We start from the raw sequence: 24513 nt of genomic DNA, 5'->3' as shown, positions 1-24513 counted from the left end.
GACGGGTGCGCCACCTTGCCGAACACCACCAGCGCGCCGAGCACCACGATGCCGTGAATGGCGTTGGTGCCGGACATGAGTGGGGTGTGCAGGGTGTTGGGCACCTTGGAGATCACGGCGAAGCCCACGAACCCGGACAGCACCAGGATCGCGATATTCGCCAGCAGTTGGGTGTACATCAGGCTTCCACCTTCTGAGAGCTCGGCTCGCTCCGCTCGCGCGTCACGCAGGAATCCGCCAGCACCTGATCCTCGAAATCCGGTGCCAGGGCACCGTCTTCGAGCATGAGTTCGAGCAGGGCGGCGATGTTCTTGGAGTACAGCTCGCTGGCGTGTTCGGGCATGGTGGCCGGCAGGTTCAGCGGCGAGGCGATGGTGACGCCGTGACGCACAACGGTTTTGCCGGGCTCGGTCAGCTCGCAGTTACCGCCGGTCTCACCGGCCAGGTCCACGATCACGCTGCCGGGCTTCATGCCCTCCACGGCGGCCGCGGTCACCAGGCGCGGGGCCGGGCGGCCGGGCACCAGCGCGGTGGTGATGACCACGTCGAAGCCCTTGATGGCGTTCTCGAGGGCCTGCTGCTGCTGGGCCTTCTCCTCGTCGGTGAGCTCGCGGGCGTAGCCGCCCTCACCGGCGGCGTCGATGCCCAGGTCCAGCCACTGCGCGCCGACCGAGCGCACCTGGTCGGCGACCTCGGGGCGGACGTCGTAACCGGTGGTCCGGCCGCCGAGGCGCTTGGCGGTCGCCAAAGCCTGCAGACCGGCGACACCCACACCGAGCACCAGCACGGTGGCGGGCTTCACGGTGCCCGCGGCGGTGGTCAGCATGGGAAAGAAGCGGGTGGACTCCGACGCGGCCAGCAGCACGGCCTTGTAGCCGGCGACATTCGCCTGCGAGGAGAGCGCGTCCATCACCTGGGCGCGGGAGATACGCGGAATGGCTTCCACCGCAAAGGCCTGCACGCCCGCGCTCTTCAGCGCGCCGATCTTGTTGTCGGCGTTGCGAGGTGCGAGGAACCCGATCAGCGTCTGCCCCGACGACAGCTTGGCGATCTCGCTGTCGTTCGGTGCGGCGACCTTCACGACCACGTCGGCGCTGTACGGATCACCCAGCGTCGCACCGGCTTCGATGTACGCCTCGTCCGGAATCAACGCGCCCAGACCGGCACCGGCCTCGACGATCACCTCGACGCCCTGCTTCAATAGGGCCGGGATGATCTTCGGCACCAATGCGACGCGTCGTTCGTCCGGGTTCGTTTCGCGAACCACTCCGACGCGCGCACCGCGGGGCGCAGCGGTCTGTGCGCTCTGCGTTGTGTCCACTAGTCAAACTTCCTTCTCGTGGTGAGCCCAGGTCACCCTCATGTCGGGGCCGCTTCACCGGTCCAACGGCGGGCCGAACTTACTCGGTAGTAAGTTCGTGAGAATTCTCGCAACTGTACCTGGTTCGGCGTGAGCGTAGCGGAGATGCCCGTCACATGGTGTGGCGAGAAAACCGGACAACTCCATGCTCGACCGGGGTTCGATCGGCGACAAGTACGAAGAATTCCGCGTGCTACTCATCGGTAGGTGCGTTGCTGGTTGTGCCCACATCGGGGGCGTGTAGGGGGTGTCGCACATCACTTGTACGCCGTAATGTCTGCATGGTGAGTGGCTGCATGTTCTGCCGGATCGTCGCGGGCGACGCACCCGCGACCAAGATCTTCGAAGACGACACCCTGGTGGCGTTCCTGGACATCCGGCCCATCACCCGCGGGCACACCCTGGTGATCCCCAAGCGCCACGCCACCGATCTCGACGAACTCGACCCGACCCTGGGCGCACAGCTTTTCGCCTTCGGTCATCGCCTGGCCAAGTCCATGCGCCGCGCCGGCCTCGCGGCCGACGGCGCCAACCTGCTGATCAATGACGGCAAGGCCGCCTTCCAGACCGTTCACCACGTGCACCTGCACGTGATCCCGCGCCACCACGGCGACACCCTGCGCTTCGCCAAGGGTTTCGTACTGCGCCGCCCGCACGACACCGAGCGCACCGCTACGGCACTGCGTTCCGGACTGGACCGGCTCGCCGACGAAGAAAGAGAGACCACCGCATGACCGACACGGTGCCGGACCGCGCCGAGATCACGGCCCTCTTGTCCGACCAGTGGGACGCCCTTACCCGGCTGGTGGACGGCCTGGACGAGAACCGCTGGCGCACGGCCTCACCGCTGCCCGGCTGGACCGTGTTCGATGTGCTCGCCCATGTGATAGGCACCGAATCGATCCTGCTGGGCGAGCCGACCCCCGATCTCGCGGTGGCCGGCGAGCACATTCGCAACGACATCGGCGCGCTCAACGAGAAGTGGATCGACTCGCTGCGCCCGCTGGCCGGTTCGCAGCTGCTGGAACGGTTCCTGGACGTCACCGGCCGCCGGCTGAAGATGCTGGAGCAGACCACCGACGAGGCCTGGGCCGAACTCGTGCCGACCCCGGTGGGCATGGCCCCCTACGGCCGGTTCATGCGGATCCGCCTGTTCGACTGCTGGATGCACGAGCACGATATCGCCGACGCGCTCGGTGTGGCCGTCGACGAGGGCGGCAGCCGCGGCGCGACGGCCTTCACCGAACTACTGACCGTGCTGGGCAAGGCCGCGGTCAAAGGCGCGGGCGCACCGGACGGTTCGCGTATCACCTTCGAGCTCACCGGTCCGGTGCCGCAGACGCTGCACGTGGCCGTCGACGGCGGCCGGGCGAGCCTGGTGGAAACCCTCGACGCCCCGGCGGGTCTCGTGGTGACCATGGACTCCGACCTGTTCGCCCGCCTGCGGGGCGGCCGCACCACCGCCGACGCGCACGCGGGGGAGATCGCACTCACCGGCGACACCGACCTCGGCGCCCGCCTGGTCCGCAGCCTGGCCTTCACCATCTGACCCGTGCGACTGTTCCTGTCCAGCTACCGTTTCGGCGCGCACCAGCGGCGACTGCTCGAACTGGTCGGCGATCCCGGATCCGTGGCCGTCATCGCCAATGCCTGTGATGCCTGGCCCTCGGCCTGGCAGGGTGCGGTCACCAGCGACCTGGTGCCGTTGCGCCGCCTGGGTTTCCGGCCCGATGTGCTGGATCTGCGCGACTACGTCGGCCGTCCGGCCGAGGTCGAGCAGCGGCTGCGCGAGTATCCGATGGTGTGGGTGCGCGGCGGCAACACCTTCGTGCTGCGCGCCCAATTCGCCCGCAGCGGAGCCGATCTCGCCCTGATGACGCTGCTCGCGGAGGACGCGCTGGTCTACGCGGGCTACAGCGCGGGCGCCTGCGTCATGACCCCCGACCTGCACGGCATCGAAGCCATCGACGACCCGGACGAGGTCCGCACCGCCTGCGGCATCGAACCACGCTGGGACGGACTGGGTCTGGTCGATCACCGCATCGTCCCGCACCTGGATTCCCCGACCGACCCCGAGGGGTTGTCGCGGAAGCTGGCGCGCGAGTACGCCTCCGCGGGAATCCCGCACTGGGCGCTGACCGACGACCACGTCGTTGTTTTCGACGGCGATCGGACCGAGATCCTGACCTAGCGGTCCTCGGATAGAAAAAGCCCGCGCACGCCGACGGCGTGCGCGGGCTTTTCTGCCCGACAGATGGTCAGTGCCCCTTATGGCGGATGCCGTGGCCGAGAGCGACGGCGGCCGCACCGAACGCGCCGATGGCCAGCGTCGCGAAGCTGGCGACATACGCGCCCTCGGTCGGGACCGCGGCGTGCGGGCCGAGGTGTAGGACGTGGGCGGTCAGGATGGAGCCCGTGATCGCGCCGGCGATCGAACCGCCGGCGGTGCGCACCAGCGAATTGATGCCCGAGGCGATACCGCTCTCGCTCATCGGCACGTGCTGCACGGCCAGGGTGCCCAGTGCCGCGTAGCCGATGCCGAAACCGGTGCCCTGCAGCACATTCGCCATGATCATGTCGAACTTGTGATCGTGCGAGACGGCCAGCCAGCCCATGGACAGACCGGCGAAGGCCGCGCCGATGGCCAGGGTGTAGGCCGGACCGATCTTGGCGGAGATGCGGCCGGTGTTGAAGGAGAAGAAGGTCATCAGCGCCGCGCTCGGGATGCCGTAGAGGCCGACCGAGAGCACGGTGCCGGACAGGCCGTAGCCGACCTTGTCGGCCGGGGTCTGAATGAAGTTGGACACCAGCGAGAACGCCCCGAACATGGAGAACCCGAGCAGTGCGGAGGCCACATTGGCCGACAGCGACTGTGGTCCGACCAGCAGCTGCAGGCGCACCAGCGGCTGTTCGACCTTGAGCTCCACGAACACCCAGATGGCGGCGAGCACCGCGGCGGCGGCGAACAGCGTGATGACCGAGCCGGAGCCCCAGCCCCAGCGCGGGCCCTCGCTGATGCCCAGCAGCAGGCAGACCAGCAGGGCGGCCAGCAGCGCGGCGCCGACGAAGTCGGGCTTGCCGCCGTGGCGGACGCCATTGTTCCTGGCGCTCACCTGGATCAGCACGGTGGCGATCACGCCCAGGCCCGCGGTCAGCCAGAAGACCGGGTGCGGGTCGGTGGTGTGGTCGGCGATGACGCCTGTGGCCAGCAGGCCGATGGTGCCGCCGACGCCCATGGTGCCGGACACGATTCCGATTGCGCTGACCAGTCTTTCGCGCGGGAAGGTGTCGCGGATGATGCCGATGGCGAGCGGGATCATGGCGGAGGAGATGCCCTGCAGGGCGCGGCCGATGATGTAGACCGGCAGCGAGGTGGCGAAGGCGCAGATGACCGAGCCCGCGATGAGCACGCCCATCGCGACCATGACCATGGGCTTCTTGCCGTACATATCGCCGAAGCGGGAGAGCAACGGGGTGGCGACCGCACCGGAGAGCAAGGCGGCGGTGAACAGCCAGGTGACACCGGCGACGTCGGTGTGCAGCTGCGTGATGAAGCGCGGCAGTAGCGGAATCACGACGGTCTGCTGGAGCGACACGACCAGGCCGGCCGCGCACAGCGCGAGCAATGTCAGGCCGAGGTGGGCCTTCGAGTGGTCTGCGGGTTTGGTCCCGTCGACCTGACCGACAGCGGTCGTAGTCATGCAGCGATCCTTTGGTTTACTTACCAAAATTAAGTAAATGGGTTTCGTAAGATAACCACATGCCGCGACCGGAAGCCACTCCCGCCAAACAAGTTGATGCAGCTCACATAGTGGAACTGGAGCGTGCGCTGGCCCGAGTCGCCTATCTGCTGACCCGGGTCCGCCGCCACGATCAAGCCATGGTGCAGTGCGGGTTCACCATGGATCGGGCCAGTGTCCCGCTGCTGCGGCTGCTCGCCGACGCCGGCGAACCCATGCGCCTGGGCGAGCTCGCGACCCGCCTCGATGTGGAGGCCCCGCACGTGAGCCGCCAGATCCAGCGCCTGGAGAAGGCGGGCTACGTCGAGCGCGTCCCCGACCCGGACGACCGTCGCGCGCAACGGGTCCGCCCCACCGCCTCCGGCCGGCGCGCCGTCGAAGCCGTGCGCCAGGTCCTGCGCGGCTGGATGGCCGAGGCCCTGACCGACTGGACCACCGAGGACCTCCAGGCTCTCTCGGTCCTCAACCACCGCATGGTGGACGACTTCCTCGACCACGCCGAAATCATCGGCGACCTCGGCGCGACCGCGCGAGACCGGCCCAGCCGCACCGCCTGACCCCGCGGCTATCGGCCCGCAGGCGCTCGCGCGGGTGCGGCCACGGCGCGAGCGCCCCAGGCGCACAACAGCATCGCCACCAGCGGCACCGCCATCGCGGCGGTGAGCGGCATGGCCTTGTCGAGCCAGCCGATGATCGCCGGCCCGGCCAGCAAGCCCACATACCCGAGCCCGAACACTCGCGACATATCGGTGGCGGCGGTGCGCGAGCCCAGGTTCCCGGCGGCGGTGAACACCTGTGGCACGCCGCCGGACAGCCCGATGCCGCACAGCGTCCACCCCAGCAGCGTGAGCGGCAGCCACCCGGAGGCCACCACCAATCCGAACCCGATGGCCGCCAGCAGCGTTCCCCAGCGCACGATGGCCACTCGCCCGAACCGCCCGCTCACCCGGTCCGTGCCGAACCGGCCGAGCGTCATGGCCAGCGAGAACCCGGTGAACGCCAGGGCCGCCGTCCCCGCCTCCACCCCGAGCCGCCCCTGCACCTGCAGCGCACTCCAATCCGCGGCCACCCCCTCCGCCATCAGCAGCGCGAACGCGATCAAGCCGAGCGCCAGTACTTTGCGCCCGATCCGTGCGCCCGCCGGTGACCCCGGCCTCGGATGCTCGCCATCCGGCCCACCCGGGGCAACGACGGCAGCCTCGGTGAGTCCGCGGGGCAGGGTCGATTCCGTCCCGGGCGTCACGGCGTCATCGACCGCGCCGCGGACGGGCAGGCCATCCGCGCGCGGGTCGACCGGAGTGCTCGGGCAGGGCTGGGCCGCCGCAGGGTCGGCTCGGTTGCCTTCGGCTGCCGACACGTTCGGGACCGAGTGGGTCGCGGGAACGGTGGGCGGGAGCAGGCGCGGAATCGCGATGGCCACCATGGCGAGGCCGAAGGCACTCGACAGGGCGAAGGTCGGGTGCAGCGGCCAGTGGGCGTGCTGGGTCGCCGCGCCGAAGGCGGAGCCGAGGAACCCGCCGCAGGAGAAGAAGGCGTGGAAGGCCGACATGATGGGGCGGGCGTAGGCGCGCTCGATGTGGACGGCCTGGGCGTTCATGGAGACGTCGATCGCGCCATTGGCGACACCGAAGGCGGCCAGGGCCAGTCCGAGGGTGAACGGGGAGGTGGCGTGGGCGGGGCCGAGCAGGGATAGGGACAGCAAGGTGGCGGCGGTGGCGGTGAGGGTGCGGCTGCCGAGCCGGTCCGCCAGGGGTCCGGCGGCCTGCATACCCAGGATGGCGCAGGTCGCCATGAGCAGGATCAGCATGCCCAGGGTGGTGGGTGACACGCCGGTGCGCCCGGTGACGGCGGGGATGTGCACGATCCAGACGGCCGAGAGCATCCCATTGAGGCCGAACACCGCGAACAGCGCCAGGCGCGCCTTCCGGATCCGGGGAGCGGGCGTCGTAGCGGCCATCGGTACGACGCTACCGGGTGTTGTCCCGGCATCTCCCTGGTTTCCGCAACCCCTCGCGGCTTCGTCGGCGCTCGGGGCTGCGATCCGATTCATCTGCAGTACAACCTGTTTGATATCGAGTGTAGGCGGGGGCACCGACAGGTTATGCGCTCGCCGGGACTGCCCAGGCGCCCGAGTTCGCCACCTCGCGCACATACTCGGCGAAGTCGCGCGGCTCCCGGCTCAGCGCCCGCTCCACCCCGTCGGACAGGTGCGAATTCCGCCCGTCGAGCACCGTGCCGAACAGGTAGTCCAGCAGGCTGATCTCTTCGCCGGGCACCCCGTAGGAGGTCAGCGCGGCCACGAAATCGGTTCGGGTGAGCGGAACGTAGGCGATCTCCCGCCCGGTCGCCGCGCCGATCTCCGCCACCGCCTCGGCGAAGGTGAGCGCGCGCGGGCCGGTCAGCTCGTACACCTGTCCGGCGTGCCGGTCGTCGAGCAGCGCCGCCACCGCTACCTCGGCGATATCGTCCGCGTGCACGAACGGCTCCGGCACGTCCCCGGCGGGCAGCGCGACCTCACCGGCCAGGATGAAATCGGCGAACGCGCCCTCGCTGAAGTTCTGCGCGAACCAGGCGCACCGCACCACGGTCCACCCCAGGCCTGAATCCCGCACGATGGCTTCGCATTCCAGCGCCTCGGGCTCGCCGCGACCGGACAGCAGCACCAGCGTGCGCACGCCGGCGGCGACCGCCTGATCGCAGAACGCCTTGATATCCGCGGGCGCGCCCGGAACCGCCAGATCCGGCTGGTAGGCCAGGTACACGGCATCCACTCCCGCCAGGGCCGCCGCCCAGGTGCCGCGGTCGGTCCAGTCGAACGGGATTGCGGCCGTACGTGAACCGGCCCGCACCGGCACGCCGCGCGCGCCCAGCAGGGCGGCCACGCGATGCCCGGTCTTACCGGTCGCACCGAGCACGAGAACGGTGTTTGCGCTGTTCGAGGTGTTTTCGATGATCATGTAACGAGTACACCGGGATTCGGCGAGCACGAACATGGTTGAGAAGCGCACGGGCATTTGCCATCGTCTTCGGTATGGATGCGTTGGCCAGCCTGCTCGAAGGACCACGCGCGCGAGCCGCATTCGTGATGCGCTCGTCGGTCGACCCGCCCTGGTCCCTGCGCATCCGCGACGAGGCACCACTGACCGTGGTGGCGGTGGTGCGCGGCGGCGGGTGGGTGACACCGGAACCCAAGGGCGGCAAGCCGACTCCGCCGCGACAGCTGCGCACCGGCGACATCGCGATCTTCCGGGGCCCCGACCACTATGTCGTCGCCGACGATCCGGCCACGCCGCCGCAGGTGCTCATCGAACCCGGCAATATCACCACCACCATGGAGGGTGAAGTGCTGTGCGAGGCACTGAGTCTGGGGGTGCGGAGCTGGGGCACCAGCGTCGACGCCGAGACCGTGCTGGTCACCGGCACCTACGAACACGAGTCGGCGGCCAGTCGCCGGCTGCTGCGGGCGCTGCCGCCGGTCGCGGTGCTCGGCCGCGGCGAAGTCGATGCCCGGGTGCTGGATCTGCTGGTCGACGAGGCCGCCAAGGACCTGCCCGCCCAGAGCGTCATGCTGGATCGACTATTGGATCTGCTGCTCATCGCCGCCCTGCGCGCCTGGTTCTCCCGTTCCGACGCGCCCGCCTGGTATCACGCCTACGGCGATCCGCTGGTCGGCCGGGCATTGCGCCTGATGCAGCACAATCCGGCCCACCCGTGGACGGTGGCGTCGCTGGCCGCCGAGGTCGGCGTCTCCCGGGCCGCCCTGGCCCGCCGGTTCACCGAGCTGGTCGGCGAGCCGCCGATGGCCTTCCTCACCGACTGGCGGCTGGCCCTGGCCGCTGACCTGCTGCACGAATCCGACGCCACCCTGGAATCCATTGCCCGCCGGGTCGGCTACGGCAGCGCCTTCGCCCTGTCCACCGCCTTCAAACGCCACTACGGCATCAGCCCCCGCGACCACCGCGCCACCCCTGACGAACGCTCCGCCTGAACGCTCAACAGCTCTCGCGCTGAATGCTGAACAGCCCTCGCCGACGGAGCGGCTAGGGTTCGTTCTCGGCATGCCCTCACTCGAAGGTTCGCGGCCGTCTCGATTCTGGACTGACCGGAGCGGGGGAGCGAAGCGGAGGAGCGGAGGGAGGGAAGAATCGAGACCTCGGGGCCGCGAACCCGCCCGGAGCGAAGCGGAGGGCAAAAATGACTCAGCATCAGAGCTACCCGGTGCTCTGGCCGGTGCCGACGCGCTGGGCCGACAACGACCACTACGGTCACGTGAACAACGTGACGTACTACTCGTACTTCGATACCGCGGTGAATGCCTGGCTGATCAGTGCCACCGGTACCGATATCCGTGACCTGCACGCCATCGGCGTGGTGGCGCAGACCTCCTGCACGTTCCTCGGCTCGATCAGCTTCCCGGACATGCTGCGGGTGGGCATCCGGGTCGCGCGGCTGGGCACCTCCAGCATCAACTACGAGCTGGCCGTCTTCCGCGACGCCGGCGACAGCCTGGAGCTGGCCGCCACCGGCACCTTCACCCACGTCTACGTGGACGAGCAGACCCGCAAGCCGGTGCCGATCCCGGCGGTCATCCGCGCGGCGGCCGAGCCGCTGGTGGTCACCGCGCCCGCGGAGGGCTAGACCCGGCCGAGCAGGGTCAGCGGATCCTCCAGCAGGGCCGCGATGCTCGCCAGGAAGCGCGAGCCCTGTTCGCCGTCGATCATGCGGTGATCGAAGCTGAGTCCCAGGCTGGTCACCCAGCGCACGGCCAGCTCGTCGCGATGCACCCACGGGCGCTTGCGGATGGAACCCAGGCACAGGATGGCCGCCTCACCCGGATTCACCAGCGGCACACCAGTATCCATGCCGAAGACGCCGACATTGGTGATAGTGAAGGTGCCGCCGGTCAGGTCGGCGGGCGTGGCGGTGCCGCTCCGCGCCTTGCCGGCCACCCCGGCGATCTCCAGGCACAGATCGCGCAGCGTGAACCCCTGCGCGTCCTTGAGATTCGGCACCAGCAGCCCGCGTTCGGTCGCGACCGCGATGCCCAGATTCACGTAGTGCTTGGTGATGATCTCCTGATTGGGTTCGTCCCAGGCCGCATTGATCTCGGGGAACTCGAGGAGCGCCGCCAGCGTCGCCCGCGCCACCAGCGCCAGCGGAGTCAGGGTCAGGCCGGTGAAGCTGGGTGTGGCCCGCAGATGTTCGAGCAGCTCCATCGACGCGGTGAAATCCGCGGTCACGAAGGCGCTGGCCTGGGGAATGTGCTGGGCGCTGGCCACCATGGCCGCGGCGGTGCGCTTGCGGATTCCACTGATGGGCGTGCGGGTTTCGCGTTCGGCCGGGGCGGCGCGTCCGCCGGCCGCCGGATGCATGGGCAGCACCTCCGGCGCGGGATGCGGCGCCGGCAGCGCGTCGAGGGTGGCGGGCGGCGGCGGGGTGTGGATCGGAATGTGGCCCTTCCCAAGGGCTTCGGGCCGCATCCCGTACAGGTCCTCCGCGGTGACCGCGCCCTGCGGCCCGGTCCCGATCACCGCCCCCAGATCGATCCCGATCTCGCGGGCCAGTTTCCGGGCGGCGGGGGTGGCGGCGGGCCGTCCGGCCGGGGCCGAGCTGCCGAGCCCCTCGGGGCCGTCCGAGCCCATGGCGCGCGGGCTCGAAACGGTCGATGCGTCAGTCGTTTTCGCGGCGGCCCGGGCGGCGCGGCGGGACACCGGCTCGCTGTCGGGGCCGTAGCCGACCAGCACCGACCGCCGTTCTGCGGGCGGCCGCGCGCCGGTCTCATCGCCTGTCTCCGGACCGGCGCTCGGCGCCGCGGCGGCACCGGTCCGCACCGCCACGCCGATCCGGATGAGCGGCGCGCCGACCGGCACCGTGTCGCCCGGTTCCGCCAGTAGTTCCAGCACCCGGCCCGCGTACGGGCTCGGTAGCGCCACCTGCGCCTTGGCGGTCTCGACCTCGGCGATGATCTGGTTCAGGTCCACGGTGTCGCCGACCGCGACGGACCACGACACCAATTCCGCGTCGGCCAATCCCTCTCCGAGATCTGGCAAACGGAATTCCATGACCTGCTGCTGATCTTCCACCGGGCTTCCTCCGTGGCTTGACCGTTAGGCGGCGAGCGAGCGATCGACCGCGGCGAGAATGCGATCGGGGTCGGGCAGGTGGTGCCGCTCGAGTTTAGCCGGGGGATAGGGGATGTCGAAGCCACCAACGCGCAATACCGGTGATTCCAGATGGTAGAAGCAGCGTTCCGTGATGCGTGCCGCGATTTCGGCTCCCAGCCCGGCGAATACGGGTGCCTCGTGAACCACGATGAGCCGTCCGGTTTTCCGCACCGAGGTTTCGATGGTGTCGAAATCGATCGGGGACAGGCTGCGCAGATCGATCACCTCGATCGAATGTCCCTCCGACGCCGCGATATCGGCCGCGGTGAGCGCGGTGGCGACGGTGCCGCCGTAGGCCACGATGGTGGCGTCCTCCCCGCTGGCGCAGACCTGGGCCTGGTCCAGCGCCGGTCCGCCATCCTGGTCCAGCCGGTCGAAATCCACCTCGGCCTTGTCCCAGTACCGGCGCTTGGGTTCGAAGAAGATCACCGGATCGTCGAGGGCAATGGCCTGGCGGATCATCAGATACGCGTCGGCGGGATTGCTCGGCGAGACCACCCGCAATCCCGCGGTGTGCGCGAAATACGCCTCCGGTGATTCCGAGTGATGCTCGACCGAGCCGATGCCGCCGCCGAACGGAATGCGAATGGTGATGGGCGCGATCACCTTTCCGCGCGTGCGGGAGTGGATTTTCGCGACCTGCGAGACGATCTGGTCGAAGGCCGGGTACACGAATCCGTCGAACTGGATTTCACAGACCGGACGAAATCCGCGCAATGCCATTCCGAAAGCTGTCCCCACGATTCCGGATTCGGCGAGCGGCGTATCGATGACGCGGTTGTTGCCGAAATCCTTCTGCAGCGTGTCGGTGACCCGGAAGACCCCGCCCAGCCGCCCGATGTCCTCACCCATCAGCAGGACCTTCGGGTCGTCCTCCAGCGCGCGGCGCAGTCCGTGGTTGATGGCTCCCGCGAAGGTGGTCTTCATCGCCCCACTCCCTCCAGGTAGGCGGCGTATTCGCGGCGTTCCTCCTCGATCAGCCGATGCGGGGTGGCGTACACGTGGTCGAACAGCTCCGCGGGTTCCGGATCGGGCATGGTGAGGGTGGCGGTGCGCAGCCGGGTCGCCACCTCGTCGGCGCGTTCGGCGACCGAGGTCTCGAAGGCGGTGTCCCACAGCTCTTCTCGTTCGAGCAAGCGCCGCAGGCGGTCGATGGGATCGCGCTGCTGCCAGATCTCGAGTTCGGCGGCGGTGCGGTAGCGGGTGGGGTCGTCGGCGGTGGTGTGCGGGCCCATCCGATAGGTGATGGCCTCGATGAAGCTCGGCCCGCCCCCGGCCCGTGCGCGCAGCAGCGCCTGCCGGGTCACGGCCAGCACGGCGAGGGCGTCGTTGCCGTCCACCTGCACGCCGGGAATGCCGTAGCCGAGGGCGCGCCGCGCGATCGGGGTGGCGCTCTGTATCCGGACCGGCGCACTGATCGCCCAGTGATTGTTCTGGCAGAAGAACACCACCGGGACACTCCAGCCGGCCGCGAATCCGAGTGCCTCGGCGATATCGCCCTGACTGGTCGCACCGTCGCCGAAGTAGGCGATGGTGGCGATCTCGGCGCCTTCGAGGTGCGCGGCGTAGGCGTAGCCGGTGGCGTGTAAACCGTGCGCCCCCACCACGATCGAGGGATTGGTCATCTTGACCGCGTCGGCGTCCCAGCAGGAGTGGGCGACGCCGCGCCACAGCCGGGTGAGGTCCTCGGGCGGCACGCCGCGGCAGTAGGCGACGCCCGCCTCCCGATAGCTGCAGAACACATAGTCGTCGGGGGTGAGAGCGTGGGCCGAACCGATCTGCGCGCCCTCCTGGCCCAGCAGTGGCGGCCACAGTCCGAGCTGTCCCTGCCGTTGCAGGGCGGTGGCCTCGGTGTCGATGCGCCGGGCCACCGCCATGTCGGTGTACATGGCTCGGAGCCGGGTGCCGTCGATATCGGCGACGAGCGGGGCGTGTACGCGATCCAGTACGCGATGACCGTCGGGCTGTACGAGCTGCACCGGGTAGGTGTTCTTCTCGGGCATGGATATCGCCTCCTGACACCGGGTTACACCGCTGTCGCCCGGGGATTGTGTCCCGTGAGCAACCGATGTGTGTCCTGTACCACACAGCATCCTCCGTTGAGCGATGTGTGCAAGCATGGCGCGCCCAACTGTGCAGAATGCTCGGTCGACGGCGGGTCGCGGGTGTCATACTGATCCCCATGAGCAGCAGGGAGCCCCTTTCTGCCCCGCTGGACGCTACCGATGCCCGGCTGTTGCTGGAGCTGGTGGCCAACCCGCGCGCGACCGGTGTCGAATTGGCCGCTCGCCTGGGTCTCTCGCGCAATACCGTGCAGGCCAGGCTGGCTCGCTGGGAGGCGAGCGGGGTGCTGGCCAGCTTCGAGCGCCGGGTCGATCCCCGGGTGCTGGGTTATCCACTGGCAGCCTTCGTGGCGGTGGTGGTGGATCAGCATCGGCTCGACTCGGTGGTTGCCGAACTGGCCGAGATTCCGGAGGTCACCGAGGTCTGCGGCATGACCGGGCCGACCGATCTGACGGTCCGGGTGGTCGCCGCCGACGCCGATGATCTGTACCGCCTGACCGGCAGCATTCTGAAGATCCCGGGGGTGGAGCGCACCAATATGGCGCTGGTGATGCGCTCGCTGGTCGGGCCGCGTGTCACGCCGCTGCTGGAGCGGCTGGCACTGCAGAACGGGTCCGGGGGCCACCCGCAGGATGCCGACCGGTTCTGACTGTTTCGGTGAATTTCAGTCCAGTTTCGGAGGATTGGCCGCTGACCTCGGGGTGACTGGACCGCGACGATGACCCGATGAGCACCAGCGTCACCAGCACTCCGGAGGTCGGGAGTCCGCGCACGGCCGGGATCGGGCAGCCGATCGGGGCCGGAATCGTCACCGCGCTCGTCGGATTCACCAGCTCGTTCGCGGTGGTGCTGGCGGGCCTGACCGCCATGGGGGCGACCTCGGCGCAGGCGGCGTCCGGGCTGCTGGCGGTCTGCGTGACCCAGGCCGTCGGCATGATCGTGCTGAGCCGGCGGTACCGGATGCCGATCACACTGGCCTGGTCGACCCCGGGCGCGGCCTTGCTGGCCAGTACGGGCGAGGTGTCCGGCGGCTGGGCGGCCGCGGTGGGCGCGTTCGCGGTGGCGGGCGGACTGATCGTGCTGACCGGTTTCTGGCAGCGGCTGGGCGCGCTCATCGCGGCGATTCCGGTGGAGATCGCGCAGGCCATGCTGGCCGGGGTGCTGCTGCCCATGTGCCTGGCGCCGGTGAAGGCGCTGCCGGTGAGCCCGGCCGTGGTGGTGCCGGTCATCGCGACCTGGCTTGTGCTGCAACGCTTCGCGCCGCGCTGGTCGGTGCTGGCCGCCTTCGCGGTCGCGGCCGCCGGCGCGGGTGTCGACATCGCCGTCACCCATCGCCGCATGGACCTGTCGGCCATGGTGCCGCGGGTGGAATGGACTGTGCCGCACTGGAGTTGGCAGGCGGTGATCGGGGTCGCGGTGCCGCTCTACATCGTGACCATGGCCGCGCAGAACATTCCGGGTACGGCGGTCATGAAGACCTTCGGCTATCAGGTGCCATGGCGCGCGGCCATGACGGTCACGGGCCTGGGCACCATGCTCGGTGCGCCCGCGGGCGGGCACGCCATCAACCTGGCGGCCATCAGTGCCGCACTCTCCGCCGCGCCGTCCGCGCATCCGGATCCGAGGCGCCGGTGGATCGCCGCGTTCACCGCGGGCTGCATGTACCTGGTGCTCGCGCTGGCCTCGGGTGCGCTGGTGATGCTGGTGGCCGCGGCGCCGAAGGGCGTGCTGGAAACCGTTGCGGGCCTTGCCCTCATCGCCACCCTGGCGGGTGCGCTGACCGCCGCGTTGACGCCCGCCGCCCACCGTTCCGCGGCCGCGCTCACCTTCCTGGTGGCCGCGTCCGGAATCTCGTTGCTCGGCATCGGCGCGGCCTTCTGGGCGCTGGTCGCCGGCCTGCTGGCGCGCTGGTTCCTGCCCCCGTCGAAATAGCGGGCCGGGCAGGCTGCCGGGTGCGGCCGGCGGTGGCTAGGGTGGGGTGGTTCGGCTTCAACGGGCGATGAATCGGCGAAGAGGAGTTGGCTTGAGTTCGGTGCTGATTTCGGTTGCGGAGCTTGCGGACCTGCTGGGCCAGAGCGGCGGCCGGGTGCGATTGCTGGACGTCCGGTGGGCGCTCGGAGATCCGGACGGACCGCAGCATTATCTGGACGGCCATATTCCGGGCGCGATATTCGTCGACCTGGAAACCGAACTCGCCGATCCGCCCTCGGCCGCCAAGGGCCGCCACCCGATGCCGGACCTGGCGCACCTGCAGAAGTGCGCGCGCAGCTGGGGCGTGTCCGACGGGGACATGGTGGTCGTCTACGACGCCACCGGCGGCATGGCCGCCGCGCGGGCCTGGTGGCTGCTGCGCTGGGGCGGCGTGGCCGATGTGCGCATTCTCGACGGCGGACTGCCGGCGTGGGAGCAGGCCGGGGGCAAGATCGTCGCCGGTGACGAAACCGCCCCGCAGCCGGGCACCGTGGTCCTGTCCCCGGACAATATGCCGACCATCGACGCCGATGGCGCGGCCGGCTGGCCGGGTCTGCTGCTGGATGCCCGCGCGGGCGAGCGCTACCGCGGTGAGGTGGAACCCGTGGACCCGCGCGCCGGGCACATTCCGGGTGCGGTGAGCGCGCCCACCGCCGAGAACCTCACGGCCGCTGGGCAATTCAAGCCGCTCCTCGAATTGCGTTCCCGTTTCGACGGATTCGGTTCCGGGCCGGTCGCGGTGTACTGCGGTTCCGGCGTCACGGCCGCCCACCAGGTCGCGGCGCTGGCCGTCGCCGGCATCGACGCCGCGCTCTATCCCGGCTCCTGGTCGCAGTGGTCCAACGACCCCAAGCGGCCGGCCGCTACCGGCGCCGAACCGGCCTGATCAGCCGGGTTTGACGGCGGTGAGGACGCCGGTCGCGAACGGGCCGGTGCGGAATTCGACTGTCGTGAAACCGATGTCGGTGAGCACGTCGCGGTAGCGGCGGATGTCGACCGCCGACAGCGGATCTCCGGCCCCGTCGCCGTCGTGGGAGTGCCCCTGGCCGCCGGCGCGGTGCGCGGCCAGCCGGGCCATGGCGCGAACGGCGAGCCCGCGCAGGCCCGAGGTCGGATGGGTGTCGGCGAGCAGCAGGCGACCACCCGGGCGCAGGACGCGGAAGACGCCCGCCAGGGCGGTCTTTCGCTCGGATTCGGCGATGTGGTGCATGGCGAAAGTCGAGGTCGCCACATCGAACGAGGCGTCCGGGTAGGGCAGCGACTGGGCCGCGCCGAGGTCGAAGCTGCAGTTGGGGGCGGCGTGGGCGGTCGCGTAGGCGATCATCTGCGGAGACGGGTCCACGCCGATCGCCCGGCCGTCCGGTCCGGCCTGCCGGGCCAGCTCATTGGCCAGCCGCCCAGGGCCGCAACCGAGATCGAGAGCGTGATCGCCCGGGCGGATGCCGCTGGTCGTGGCGAAGTACCGCGCCAGGCTGCCCGCGCGGCCCAGGAAGTAGACGTCGGTGAGCAGCTGATAGCGGCGCGGCCAGGTGATGAGGGCCCCGACGGGCCGGGATTCGATATCGGACACTTGCTCGTGCTGGGTCATGTGATCAATCATCGAAGGATGGGAATGCCCAGGCCAGACGCAGTTTCGCGGGATGTGTACGATTCCGGACAGTCGGACGGAATCCGTCCGGGAACGGCCCCGGACGCCGTCTCGGAGACCATGAGGCCGGAGGCTGAGATCATGAGGCCGGAGGCCGAGATCATCAGGCCGGAGGCCGAGATCATCAGGCCGGAGGCCGACCGCCGCGTCCGCCGCACCCGCACGGCACTGCACCGGGCGCTCATCGAGCTCATGCAGGACCGGCCCTATGCCCGGATCACGGTGCAGGACATCATCGATCGCGCCGATGTCGGCCGCTCCACCTTCTACGCGCACTACCGCGACAAGGACGATCTGCTGCTGGTCAGCTGTATCGAGCATGTGCGGGGCGAGATTTCGGCGCAGCTGGCCCGCTATCCGGGAGAGCCGCCGCCGCTGGCCCCCGTCGAGATTCTGTTCAAGCTGGTCGCGGCGCATCCGGACGTGTACCGGCCACTGGTCCGGCAGCGGGCGAACACCATTGTGCTGCGGTCGATCCGGCAGATGTACGCCGAACTGCTGACCGAGCACCTGGGCCCGCGGCTCGGGCCGGACCCCGTCGCGGCGGGCGCGACCATCACATTTCTGTCCTGGGGTCTATACGGATTGCTCGAATCGGTCATGGATTCGCGCCAGGAGCTCACCGCCGATCAGGCCTACCGCCACTTCGCCACGCTATGGGCAGCCCCGGGTGACCCGCGCCAGGACGTCCCGGTCGGCGGCGGTGACCGGTAGTCCGTACCGGTTCGCGGCCATCAGGTACTTGCCCGCGTAGAAGCAGCGGTTCGCGCGGGCGGGCGGCAGCCAGTCGCCGGGCGTGCGATCGCCCTTGTCCTCGTTGGTCTTTCCGTCCACCGCGAGCAGGTTGTAGTCGACGTCGTTGGCGAAGCGCACGCGCCGCGGCAGCGGCCATCCGGCCGCGCCCAGATCCCAGGCGGCCGCCAGCGGATACACGTGATCGATCTGCACGGCCTTGGCCGTGGCCCGATCGAAGGCGATGCGCTGCCCGGTATAGGGATCGTCGAGCGACCCGGCCACCACCACGCAATCGTTCCCGGGCCGGAAGGTCACCCGGGTGAGCTGCCTGGCCAGCGCGGTATTGCGGCTGTCGCACCCGTCGCGACCGCCGGGCCCGTCGTGATCATCGGTCCACGCCGGTCCGAACACGCATCCCTGCCCGCGGCCGCAACCACGTTCGTAACCGCCCGGACGCGGCCGGGCGGGCACGGTGCGAACACCCGCGAGCAGCCGTTCGAGCTGGACGCGGGTGGGGCTGCCCGGCGCCGGGGTCACCTGCCCGAGGGACTCGCACCCAAGGACCACGAGCAGGACGACCACAGCGCCGAGCAGCCGGAGCAGGAAGGTTCCGCCCGTGAGCCACACGGCAATACGTGTACCGCACCAGCCGATCGGTGCGTGCCGTCACGCGGACTTCGCACTCCCGTTGGGCTTACTAGAGCCAGGCGTGCGCGAGGATGTCGTCCGCGGCGGTTTCGGAGAGCTGCGGCGGAAAGCGCGTTGCCGCAATGGAATCCACACACGCGCCGTCGTGGCCGATGAGCCACGAACCGCCCCGCTCCTCGCATTCGGCGATCTTGGCGAAAACGGTGAGCAGGAACGTGATGGAGTCGCGCGGGTCCGCCGTGCGGGCGAGGCGCTGCGACTCGCCGGGTCGGGACAGATCCAGCCACACCCCGGACTGCCCGTCCAGGCGCATCCCCACGATCTTGCTCGTGTCCACGAAGGTGAATTTCCGCCGTTCCCACTGTGTCGTGGGGGTGAAGCTCTGCTCGAGCACTTGGAGCAGAATCGTCATCGTCACGGCCTCCCTACGGTCTCGAAAGTGCCACGGCTCCGGGTTGAGTCGCGGTGGATTGTCGGGTGCGCCCCGCGCGGCTGCCGTCCGGGCACGACAATGTAGTGCAACGGACACAGCGGACACCGACGCGTGCGGTGACCTGCGGATTTATCCAGTATGTTCCGTATCCGATCAGAAATAAAGAGGGGCCGGCCGGCTTGTCGGGGGTGACTGATTGGATGGGCGGATGTTGCACGGGCTGTGGTCGCCGGGGTCCGGGTTGGTGCTGTGGCACGACCCGGGCGAGGACACGGCCGGGTATGCGGAGGGTTTGCCGGAACCGCTCGGGTCGATCGTGCGCGGGGCGAAGTGGCGGCATCGGGCGCAGGCGCTGGTGAGGGGGGAGTACGGGCCGGAGCAGACGCAGGTGCGGGCGCATGCGCTGGCACCGGAGACCGCTGCCCGGGTCCTGTCGCAGGAACTACCGGCGGGGGCGGTGGCGGGGGATCTGCGGTTTCTCGGGCATGTGGCGCGCGGGGTGCTGCGGTGGGTGCGGGCGGGGCGGGTGGTGCCGGAGGTGCGGCGGGACGACGGGGAGTGGTGGGTGCGGTGGCGGCTGGTGGGCGGACAGCGGCAGCGGGCCTGGCTGGCGGAGCTCGCGGTGGCCATGCCGGGTGCGTTGCAGGTGGCCGGGCGGCCTGCCGAGATGCTGGAGAACCTTGTCGGTGAGTTGGCCGATCCCCTCGTGCGCCTGCACATTCCGGAGCGGCCGGATCGGGAATCGGGGTCGCATCCGCTGCTGACCGCGCTGGTCGCGGCGACGCCGCTGGAGACCGGATCGCATCGGGTGGCCTCGGTGCTGGACGACTGGCGGACCAGTCTCACCGCCGACGAGCCGGAGCTGGTGCTGCGGCTGCTGGAACCGGACGGTGAGGAACCGGGCGAACTGTGGCGGCTCGAGGTCTGCCTGCGCGCGGAAGGGGAGGCGCCGCAACCGGTGCTGCTGCCGGGGGATCCACAGCTCATGCGGATTGCGGGGGAGAAGCTGGCGGCCGCCAAGCAGGCGTATCCGCGCCTGCGCGATCTGCCCGGCGATGCCCGCAGCATGGATCTGTTCCTGCCCACCGAGGTGGTGATGGATCTGGTCGCGCACGGGGCGAACGCGCTGCGGTCGGCCGGGGTGCGGCTCATGCTGCCGCGGGCCTGGCGGGTGGCCGCGCCCGCCATGAAACTGCGGGTGCAGAGCCCGGCCGCCACCGAAACCGCCGTCGGGCTCAAGGGTTTGGTGTCCTTCCGCTGGGAGCTGGCGCTGGGCGACACCGTGCTGACGCCCGCCGAGATGTCGCGGCTGGTGGACGCGAAATCGGATCTGGTGCGGCTGCGCGGGGAGTGGGTGCAGGCCGATCACCGCATGCTGGCCGCGGCCGCCGACTACGTCTCGGGCCGCACCGACGAGACCGAGACCACCGTCGGCGGCCTGTTCGCCGAGCTGTCCGCGCATCCGGTGATCGGGGTGCCGCTGGAGGAGGTCACCGCGACCGGCTGGGCCGCGGAGCTTTTCGACGGTGAGCGGTCGGTCGAGCCCGTCCCGGATCCGGTCGGGCTGAAGACTCAGCTGCGGCCGTATCAGCAGCGCGGCCTGACCTGGCTGGCGGCCATGAGCCGGCTCGGATGCGGGGCGATCCTCGCCGACGACATGGGTCTCGGCAAGACCGTACAGGTGCTGGCCCTGCTGGTCCACGAGCGTGAAACAGCCGCTGCCGCAGGTGAATCGGAGGCTATCGGGCCCACCCTGCTGGTGTGCCCGATGTCGGTGGTGGGCAACTGGCAGCGGGAGGCCGAACGCTTCGCCCCGGATCTCCGGGTGCTGGTGCATCACGGCGCAGGGCGGCGCTCGGGCGCGGAATTGGCTGCAGCGGTGACGGATTCGGATCTGGTGGTCACCACCTACGCGCTGCTGGCCCGGGATGTCGAGGACCTGAAGCGCCAGGACTGGCAGCGGGTGGTGCTCGACGAGGCGCAGCACATCAAGAACGCCGGGACCCGGCAGGCGCGCGCGGCACGGCTGGTGCCGGCCCGACACCGCCTGGCGCTCACCGGAACCCCGGTGGAGAACCGGCTCGAGGAGCTGCGCTCGATCCTGGATTTCGCCAATCCCAAGCTGCTGGGCAAGGCCTCCGAGTTCCATGCCCGCTTCGCGGTGCCGATCGAGCGCGAGCACGACGAGAACGCCGTCACCCGTCTACGCGCCATCACCTCGCCGTTCGTGCTGCGCCGGGTCAAGACCGATCCGGCGGTGATCTCGGATCTGCCGGAGAAGATCGAGATGACGATGCGGGCCAACCTCACCGTGGAGCAGGCGGCGCTGTATCAGGCGGTGCTGGACGATATGTCGGCCAAGCTGAAGGCGGCCGAGGGCATGGAGCGCAAGGGCGCGGTGCTGGCCGCACTGACCCGGCTCAAACAGGTGTGCAACCATCCCGCGCATTTCCTCAGCGACGGGTCGGCGCTGCTGCGCCGGGGGCATCATCGGTCCGGGAAGCTGGCGCTGGTGGAGGACATTCTGGAGTCGGCGATCGCCGACGGGGAGCGGGCGCTGCTGTTCACCCAGTTCGCGGAGTTCGGAAACCTGCTGGCGCCCTTCCTGTCCGAGCGTTTCGGGGCGGAGGTGCCGTTCCTGCACGGCGGGGTGAGCAAGCAGCGCCGCGACGACATGGTCACCCGCTTCCAGGAGGAGGACGGCGCGCCGCTCATGCTGCTGTCGCTCAAGGCGGGCGGCACCGGCCTCAACCTGACCGCCGCCAATCACGTGGTGCACCTGGACCGCTGGTGGAATCCGGCGGTGGAGAACCAGGCCACCGACCGCGCCTTCCGCATCGGCCAGCGCCGTGATGTCCAGGTGCGCAAGCTGGTCTGCGTCGACACCATCGAGGAGCGCGTCGACGACATGCTGAAGGGCAAGAGTCAGCTCGCCGACCTCACCGTGGGCACCGGCGAGAACTGGATCACCGAACTCGGCGACGACGAATTGCGGGAACTGTTCGCCCTGGGATCGGAGGCGGTCGGCGAATGAGCAATGTCATCGACTTCAGCGAGTACGGCAAACGCCGCCCGGTCCGCGGCGGGGTGCAGCCGCGCAGCCGCCGGGGCACCGCGTTCGCCCAGACCTGGTGGGGCCGTTCGTTTCTGGAGGCGGTCGAGGGCGTCGCGGACGCCGGTCGCCTCGCCCGCGGCCGTTCCTACGCCCGCACCGGTCAGGTGGTGAACTACCGCCTGGAGCCCGGCCTGGTGAGCGCGGAAGTGCAGGGCAGCCAACCCCGCCCGTTCATCTCGGTGCTGACCCTGCGGCAGTTGCGCGACGACCGCCTCGACGAGCTGGTGGACCTGGTCCGCGCCACCCCCGGCATGCTGGGTGAGATCGCCGCGGGCACCCTGCCCCAGGCCCTCGGCCCGCTGCTGCTCCCCACCACGGTGTCGGAGCTGGACTTCTCGTGCAGCTGCCCCGATTCCGGCTGGCCCTGCAAGCATGCCGCCGCCGTCTGCTACGTCATCGCCGAACGCCTCGACGAGCGCCCGAGCGAACTGCTCACCCTGCGCGGCGTCGAACTCGACGCCCTCATCGGCAGCGTCCAGCGCGCCGATCCGCCCGCCGAATCCACCGACCTCTACGGCGACGACACGGCGCTCCCCGCCCTCCCCAAGCCCGAATTCCGCCCGGCCCCGGACGATCTCGACGCCGTTCTGCTCCGCCAGGCCCTGCGCATGACGGCCGAGGACGAGCAGTCCGTCGCCGCCGGTCTACGCGAACTCCGCGACCTCTACCGCGCCCTCGACACCTGATCGCCTGATTCGCGGCCTGTTTCATCAGTAGCTGCGGACAACTCGAATCCCACAGTGGCCCAGCCGCTCCCGGACCGCTGGGAGTCGGTGCGGGTGCACGTCGGCCGTGGCCCCGCCGCTGCAGCGCTGACGGTCAGGCCGTGGCGGTGCGGGCGGCGGGACGGCCCGTCGTGCGGAGTTCGTCCAGGGACTCGAACTGGTAGTCGCGCAGGTCGAAATGGGCGGCGCGCCAGGCGGCTTCGGGGGTGCTCATGGCGCGCAGCGGGACGTCGCCGTTCTTGTCGAAGTAGTAGGAGTTGGCCAGGGTGCAGCTGTCCTGCCAGAAGACCTGGGTGCCGCGGCGGGCGAGCATTTCCTGGAAGTAGCGCTCGTTGGCCTCGGGGGTGACCTCGATGCGGGTGGCGGCGCGGCGGCGGGCATTGCGGAGCAGGCGCAGGATGTGGGTGGTCTGCATCTCGATGAGGGTGAAGTAGGACGCGCCGTTGTAGCCGTAGGGGCCGATGATGGTGAAGAAGTTGGGGAAGCCGGGCACACTGACCCCCTCGTAGGCCTGCAGGCGGTGGGTGTCCCACCAGTCCTCGAGGCGCAGGCCGCCGCTGCCGTGCAGGTCGAAGGTGGGCATATTGCCGGACTCCATGACCTTGAAGCCGGTGGCCAGGATGAGCACGTCGACCTGGTGGTGGCGGCCGGTGGTGCGCAGTCCGGTGGCGGTGATCTCGGTGATGGGATCGGTTTCCAGCGTGACGTTCTCGCGGTTGAAGGTCTTCAGGTAGTCGTTGGAGAACGACGGGCGCTTGCAGCCCAGCGCGTATTTCGGCGTGAGCTGCTCCCGGACGACCGGGTCCTGCACCTGGTCGCGCAGGTGGGCCAGCCCGGTGCGCTCGCCGAGCTTCACCATGGGCAGCACCTTGTAGTAGTGCGCCGAGAGCGGGAAGGTCAGCTCGACGAATGCCTGGCTGAGCCAGCGGGTGAGGAACTGCCCGCCGGGCAGCCGCATCAGGGCGCGCACCGGCGGCGGCAGGGGCGCGTCGGGCCGGGGCAGGCACCAGATCGGAGTGCGCTGGAAGACAACGAGTTCCGACACCTCCGGGGCGATCTCGGGAATGATCTGGATGGCCGAGGCCCCGGTGCCGATGATGCCGACCCGCTTGCCGCGCAGATCGATCCCGTGATCCCAGCGCGCGGTGTGCATGGTCTCGCCCCGGAACCGGTCCGCGCCGGGGATATCGGGCAGTTTGGGCCGGGTCAGCACCCCGGTCGCGCCGATCAGGAAGCGGCAGGTGAGCTCGTCGCCGTCGGTGGTGCGTACCCGCCACAGGTGCAGCACATCGTCGAAGTCGGCGCGGGCGATGGTGGTGCCGAACCGGATCCGCGGCCGCAGCCCGTATTTCTCGACGCAATGCTCGGCGTACGCCTTCAACTCCCGTCCGGGCGCGTACACCCGCGACCAGGAGCGCTGCTGCTCGAACGAGTACTGGTAGCTGAACGACGGAATGTCCACGGCGATACCGGGATAGGTGTTCCAGTGCCAGGTGCCGCCCACCCCGTCCGCCTCGTCGATCATGACGAAATCGTCGAAACCGGCCTGGTGCAGCGCGATCGCGGTCCCGATTCCCGAGAATCCCGCGCCCACGATGACGATCTCGTGGTCCACGACGGTCTTTGTCACGATGCGTCCTCCGCGTAGATGATGCAGTCCACCCGATGCTCGACCCCGTCCACGGTGCGAATCCCGAGCGGCGCGAGCCGGGCGATGGGCCAGCTGATGAGCCGGCAGTTCCGCTGCCGCAGGGCCCGGTAGTAGCGACTGTGCACCCGCACCGCGGCGGGCCGATCCGGCGTCAGCTGCCGCCGCTGCCACGAATCCCCGACCTGCGCACGCAGATTCGCCGCGGCCGCCCGCCGCAGCGCCTGCTGAGCGCACCAGCGCAGGACGCCCAGCCCTGAGA

The 24513-nt window shown here is 69.7% G+C and carries 24 protein-coding genes and 1 pseudogene; 12 read left to right on the top strand and 13 right to left on the bottom strand.

The window, feature by feature from the left end:
- Both ACWEKS_RS35675 and ACWEKS_RS35670 read right to left on the bottom strand, forming a co-directional pair.
- A partial coding sequence (locus ACWEKS_RS35675) for a proton-translocating transhydrogenase family protein (RefSeq protein WP_452344180.1) occupies positions 1-179 on the bottom strand: 179 nt, incomplete at its 3' end.
- Positions 179-1321 (bottom strand): Re/Si-specific NAD(P)(+) transhydrogenase subunit alpha, encoded by a 1143-nt coding sequence (locus ACWEKS_RS35670; protein WP_452344176.1) that lies wholly within the window; start codon positions 1319-1321, stop codon positions 179-181. The genes ACWEKS_RS35670 and ACWEKS_RS35675, both read right to left, overlap by 1 nt.
- Before the next feature lie 323 nt (positions 1322-1644).
- Between ACWEKS_RS35670 and ACWEKS_RS35665 the strand changes: the two genes are divergently transcribed.
- Genes ACWEKS_RS35665 through ACWEKS_RS35655 form a run of 3 tightly spaced genes read left to right on the top strand, consistent with a single transcriptional unit; the run spans position 1645 to position 3551 of the window.
- Entirely contained in the window at positions 1645-2094 is a 450-nt protein-coding gene (locus ACWEKS_RS35665) for an HIT family protein (protein ID WP_452344179.1), read from the top strand.
- Positions 2091-2909, top strand: coding sequence for a maleylpyruvate isomerase family mycothiol-dependent enzyme (locus ACWEKS_RS35660; RefSeq protein ID WP_452344175.1), 819 nt, complete (start codon positions 2091-2093; stop codon positions 2907-2909). The genes ACWEKS_RS35665 and ACWEKS_RS35660 overlap by 4 nt, the downstream gene beginning before the upstream one ends.
- A 3-nt stretch (positions 2910-2912) precedes the next feature.
- On the top strand, positions 2913-3551 hold the full coding sequence (locus ACWEKS_RS35655; RefSeq protein WP_452344174.1) for a Type 1 glutamine amidotransferase-like domain-containing protein: 639 nt from the start codon (positions 2913-2915) through the stop codon (positions 3549-3551).
- A gap of 67 nt (positions 3552-3618) precedes the next feature.
- Here the strand turns inward: ACWEKS_RS35655 and ACWEKS_RS35650 are convergent, their stop codons facing one another.
- Positions 3619-5061, bottom strand: coding sequence for an MFS transporter (locus ACWEKS_RS35650; RefSeq protein WP_452344173.1), 1443 nt, complete (start codon positions 5059-5061; stop codon positions 3619-3621).
- Positions 5062-5120: 59 nt separating this feature from the next.
- Between ACWEKS_RS35650 and ACWEKS_RS35645 the strand changes: the two genes are divergently transcribed.
- Positions 5121-5657, top strand: coding sequence for a MarR family winged helix-turn-helix transcriptional regulator (locus ACWEKS_RS35645; protein ID WP_452344172.1), 537 nt, complete (start codon positions 5121-5123; stop codon positions 5655-5657).
- An 8-nt stretch (positions 5658-5665) separates the two neighbouring features.
- Here ACWEKS_RS35645 and ACWEKS_RS35640 read toward each other — a convergent pair whose 3' ends face one another.
- Together ACWEKS_RS35640 and ACWEKS_RS35635 are read right to left on the bottom strand one after the other, a co-directional pair.
- On the bottom strand, positions 5666-7057 hold the full coding sequence (locus ACWEKS_RS35640) for an MFS transporter (RefSeq protein ID WP_452344171.1): 1392 nt from the start codon (positions 7055-7057) through the stop codon (positions 5666-5668).
- A gap of 142 nt (positions 7058-7199) precedes the next feature.
- Positions 7200-8057, bottom strand: coding sequence for an NAD(P)H-binding protein (locus ACWEKS_RS35635; protein ID WP_452344170.1), 858 nt, complete (start codon positions 8055-8057; stop codon positions 7200-7202).
- A 74-nt stretch (positions 8058-8131) separates the two neighbouring features.
- On the opposite strand from ACWEKS_RS35635, the gene ACWEKS_RS35630 reads away from it, so the two are divergent.
- On the top strand, positions 8132-9088 hold the full coding sequence (locus ACWEKS_RS35630) for a cupin domain-containing protein (protein WP_452344169.1): 957 nt from the start codon (positions 8132-8134) through the stop codon (positions 9086-9088).
- A gap of 206 nt (positions 9089-9294) precedes the next feature.
- The gene (locus ACWEKS_RS35625) at positions 9295-9738 is read left to right on the top strand and encodes an acyl-CoA thioesterase (protein ID WP_452344168.1); all 444 of its coding nucleotides are present in this window, start codon (positions 9295-9297) and stop codon (positions 9736-9738) included.
- Here ACWEKS_RS35625 and ACWEKS_RS35620 read toward each other — a convergent pair.
- Genes ACWEKS_RS35620 through pdhA form a run of 3 tightly spaced genes read right to left on the bottom strand, consistent with a single transcriptional unit; the run spans position 9735 to position 13267 of the window.
- Positions 9735-11162 (bottom strand): dihydrolipoamide acetyltransferase family protein, encoded by a 1428-nt coding sequence (locus tag ACWEKS_RS35620; RefSeq protein ID WP_452344178.1) that lies wholly within the window; start codon positions 11160-11162, stop codon positions 9735-9737. The two genes, ACWEKS_RS35625 and ACWEKS_RS35620, sit on opposite strands and share 4 nt — an antisense overlap.
- 45 nt (positions 11163-11207) lie before the next feature.
- Positions 11208-12191: an alpha-ketoacid dehydrogenase subunit beta gene (locus ACWEKS_RS35615; protein WP_452344167.1), complete on the bottom strand. Its 984-nt coding sequence runs from the start codon at positions 12189-12191 to the stop codon at positions 11208-11210.
- Positions 12188-13267 (bottom strand): pyruvate dehydrogenase (acetyl-transferring) E1 component subunit alpha, encoded by a 1080-nt coding sequence (gene pdhA / locus ACWEKS_RS35610; RefSeq protein WP_452344166.1) that lies wholly within the window; start codon positions 13265-13267, stop codon positions 12188-12190. Before pdhA ends, ACWEKS_RS35615 begins: the two co-directional genes overlap by 4 nt.
- Before the next feature lie 179 nt (positions 13268-13446).
- Between pdhA and ACWEKS_RS35605 the strand changes: the two genes are divergently transcribed.
- From ACWEKS_RS35605 to ACWEKS_RS35595, 3 genes are all read left to right on the top strand, one after another.
- Entirely contained in the window at positions 13447-13977 is a 531-nt protein-coding gene (locus ACWEKS_RS35605; RefSeq protein ID WP_354849423.1) for an Lrp/AsnC family transcriptional regulator, read from the top strand.
- A 77-nt stretch (positions 13978-14054) separates the two neighbouring features.
- Positions 14055-15260 carry a benzoate/H(+) symporter BenE family transporter gene (locus tag ACWEKS_RS35600; protein WP_452344165.1) on the top strand — a complete coding sequence of 402 codons (1206 nt, stop codon included), beginning with the start codon at positions 14055-14057 and terminating at the stop codon, positions 15258-15260.
- A gap of 67 nt (positions 15261-15327) precedes the next feature.
- Positions 15328-16185, top strand: coding sequence for a sulfurtransferase (locus ACWEKS_RS35595; RefSeq protein ID WP_452344164.1), 858 nt, complete (start codon positions 15328-15330; stop codon positions 16183-16185).
- On the opposite strand, the gene ACWEKS_RS35590 is transcribed toward ACWEKS_RS35595, so the two are convergent.
- Entirely contained in the window at positions 16186-16887 is a 702-nt protein-coding gene (locus ACWEKS_RS35590) for a methyltransferase domain-containing protein (protein WP_452344163.1), read from the bottom strand.
- A gap of 141 nt (positions 16888-17028) precedes the next feature.
- Here ACWEKS_RS35590 and ACWEKS_RS35585 point away from each other — a divergent pair, with 141 nt between their 5' ends.
- Positions 17029-17661 (top strand): TetR/AcrR family transcriptional regulator, encoded by a 633-nt coding sequence (locus tag ACWEKS_RS35585; protein ID WP_452344162.1) that lies wholly within the window; start codon positions 17029-17031, stop codon positions 17659-17661.
- On the opposite strand, the gene ACWEKS_RS35580 is transcribed toward ACWEKS_RS35585, so the two are convergent.
- Positions 17602-18309 (bottom strand): HNH endonuclease family protein, encoded by a 708-nt coding sequence (locus ACWEKS_RS35580; protein ID WP_452344161.1) that lies wholly within the window; start codon positions 18307-18309, stop codon positions 17602-17604. The two genes, ACWEKS_RS35585 and ACWEKS_RS35580, sit on opposite strands and share 60 nt — an antisense overlap.
- A 70-nt stretch (positions 18310-18379) precedes the next feature.
- A complete protein-coding gene (locus ACWEKS_RS35575) occupies positions 18380-18742 on the bottom strand; it encodes a hypothetical protein (protein WP_357009907.1) in 363 nt (120 codons plus the stop codon).
- A gap of 229 nt (positions 18743-18971) precedes the next feature.
- Between ACWEKS_RS35575 and ACWEKS_RS35570 the strand changes: the two genes are divergently transcribed.
- Both ACWEKS_RS35570 and ACWEKS_RS35565 read left to right on the top strand, forming a co-directional pair.
- Complete coding sequence (locus ACWEKS_RS35570) at positions 18972-21797, top strand: DEAD/DEAH box helicase (RefSeq protein WP_452344160.1); 2826 nt, start codon at positions 18972-18974, stop codon at positions 21795-21797.
- Positions 21794-22564 (top strand): SWIM zinc finger family protein, encoded by a 771-nt coding sequence (locus tag ACWEKS_RS35565; RefSeq protein WP_452344159.1) that lies wholly within the window; start codon positions 21794-21796, stop codon positions 22562-22564. The genes ACWEKS_RS35570 and ACWEKS_RS35565 overlap by 4 nt, the downstream gene beginning before the upstream one ends.
- A 133-nt stretch (positions 22565-22697) precedes the next feature.
- Here the strand turns inward: ACWEKS_RS35565 and ACWEKS_RS35560 are convergent, their stop codons facing one another.
- Entirely contained in the window at positions 22698-24233 is a 1536-nt protein-coding gene (locus tag ACWEKS_RS35560) for a flavin-containing monooxygenase (RefSeq protein WP_452344158.1), read from the bottom strand.
- 11 nt (positions 24234-24244) lie between these two features.
- A pseudogene (locus ACWEKS_RS35555) lies at positions 24245-24484 on the bottom strand (4-hydroxyacetophenone monooxygenase); the annotation flags it as partial.
- Positions 24485-24513: the final 29 nt, after the last annotated feature.

It is taken from the genome of Nocardia sp. NPDC004711 (genome assembly GCF_053601595.1).
Note: the sequence above shows the minus strand (reverse complement) of the source record. Positions and strands in the feature narration are given on the sequence as shown.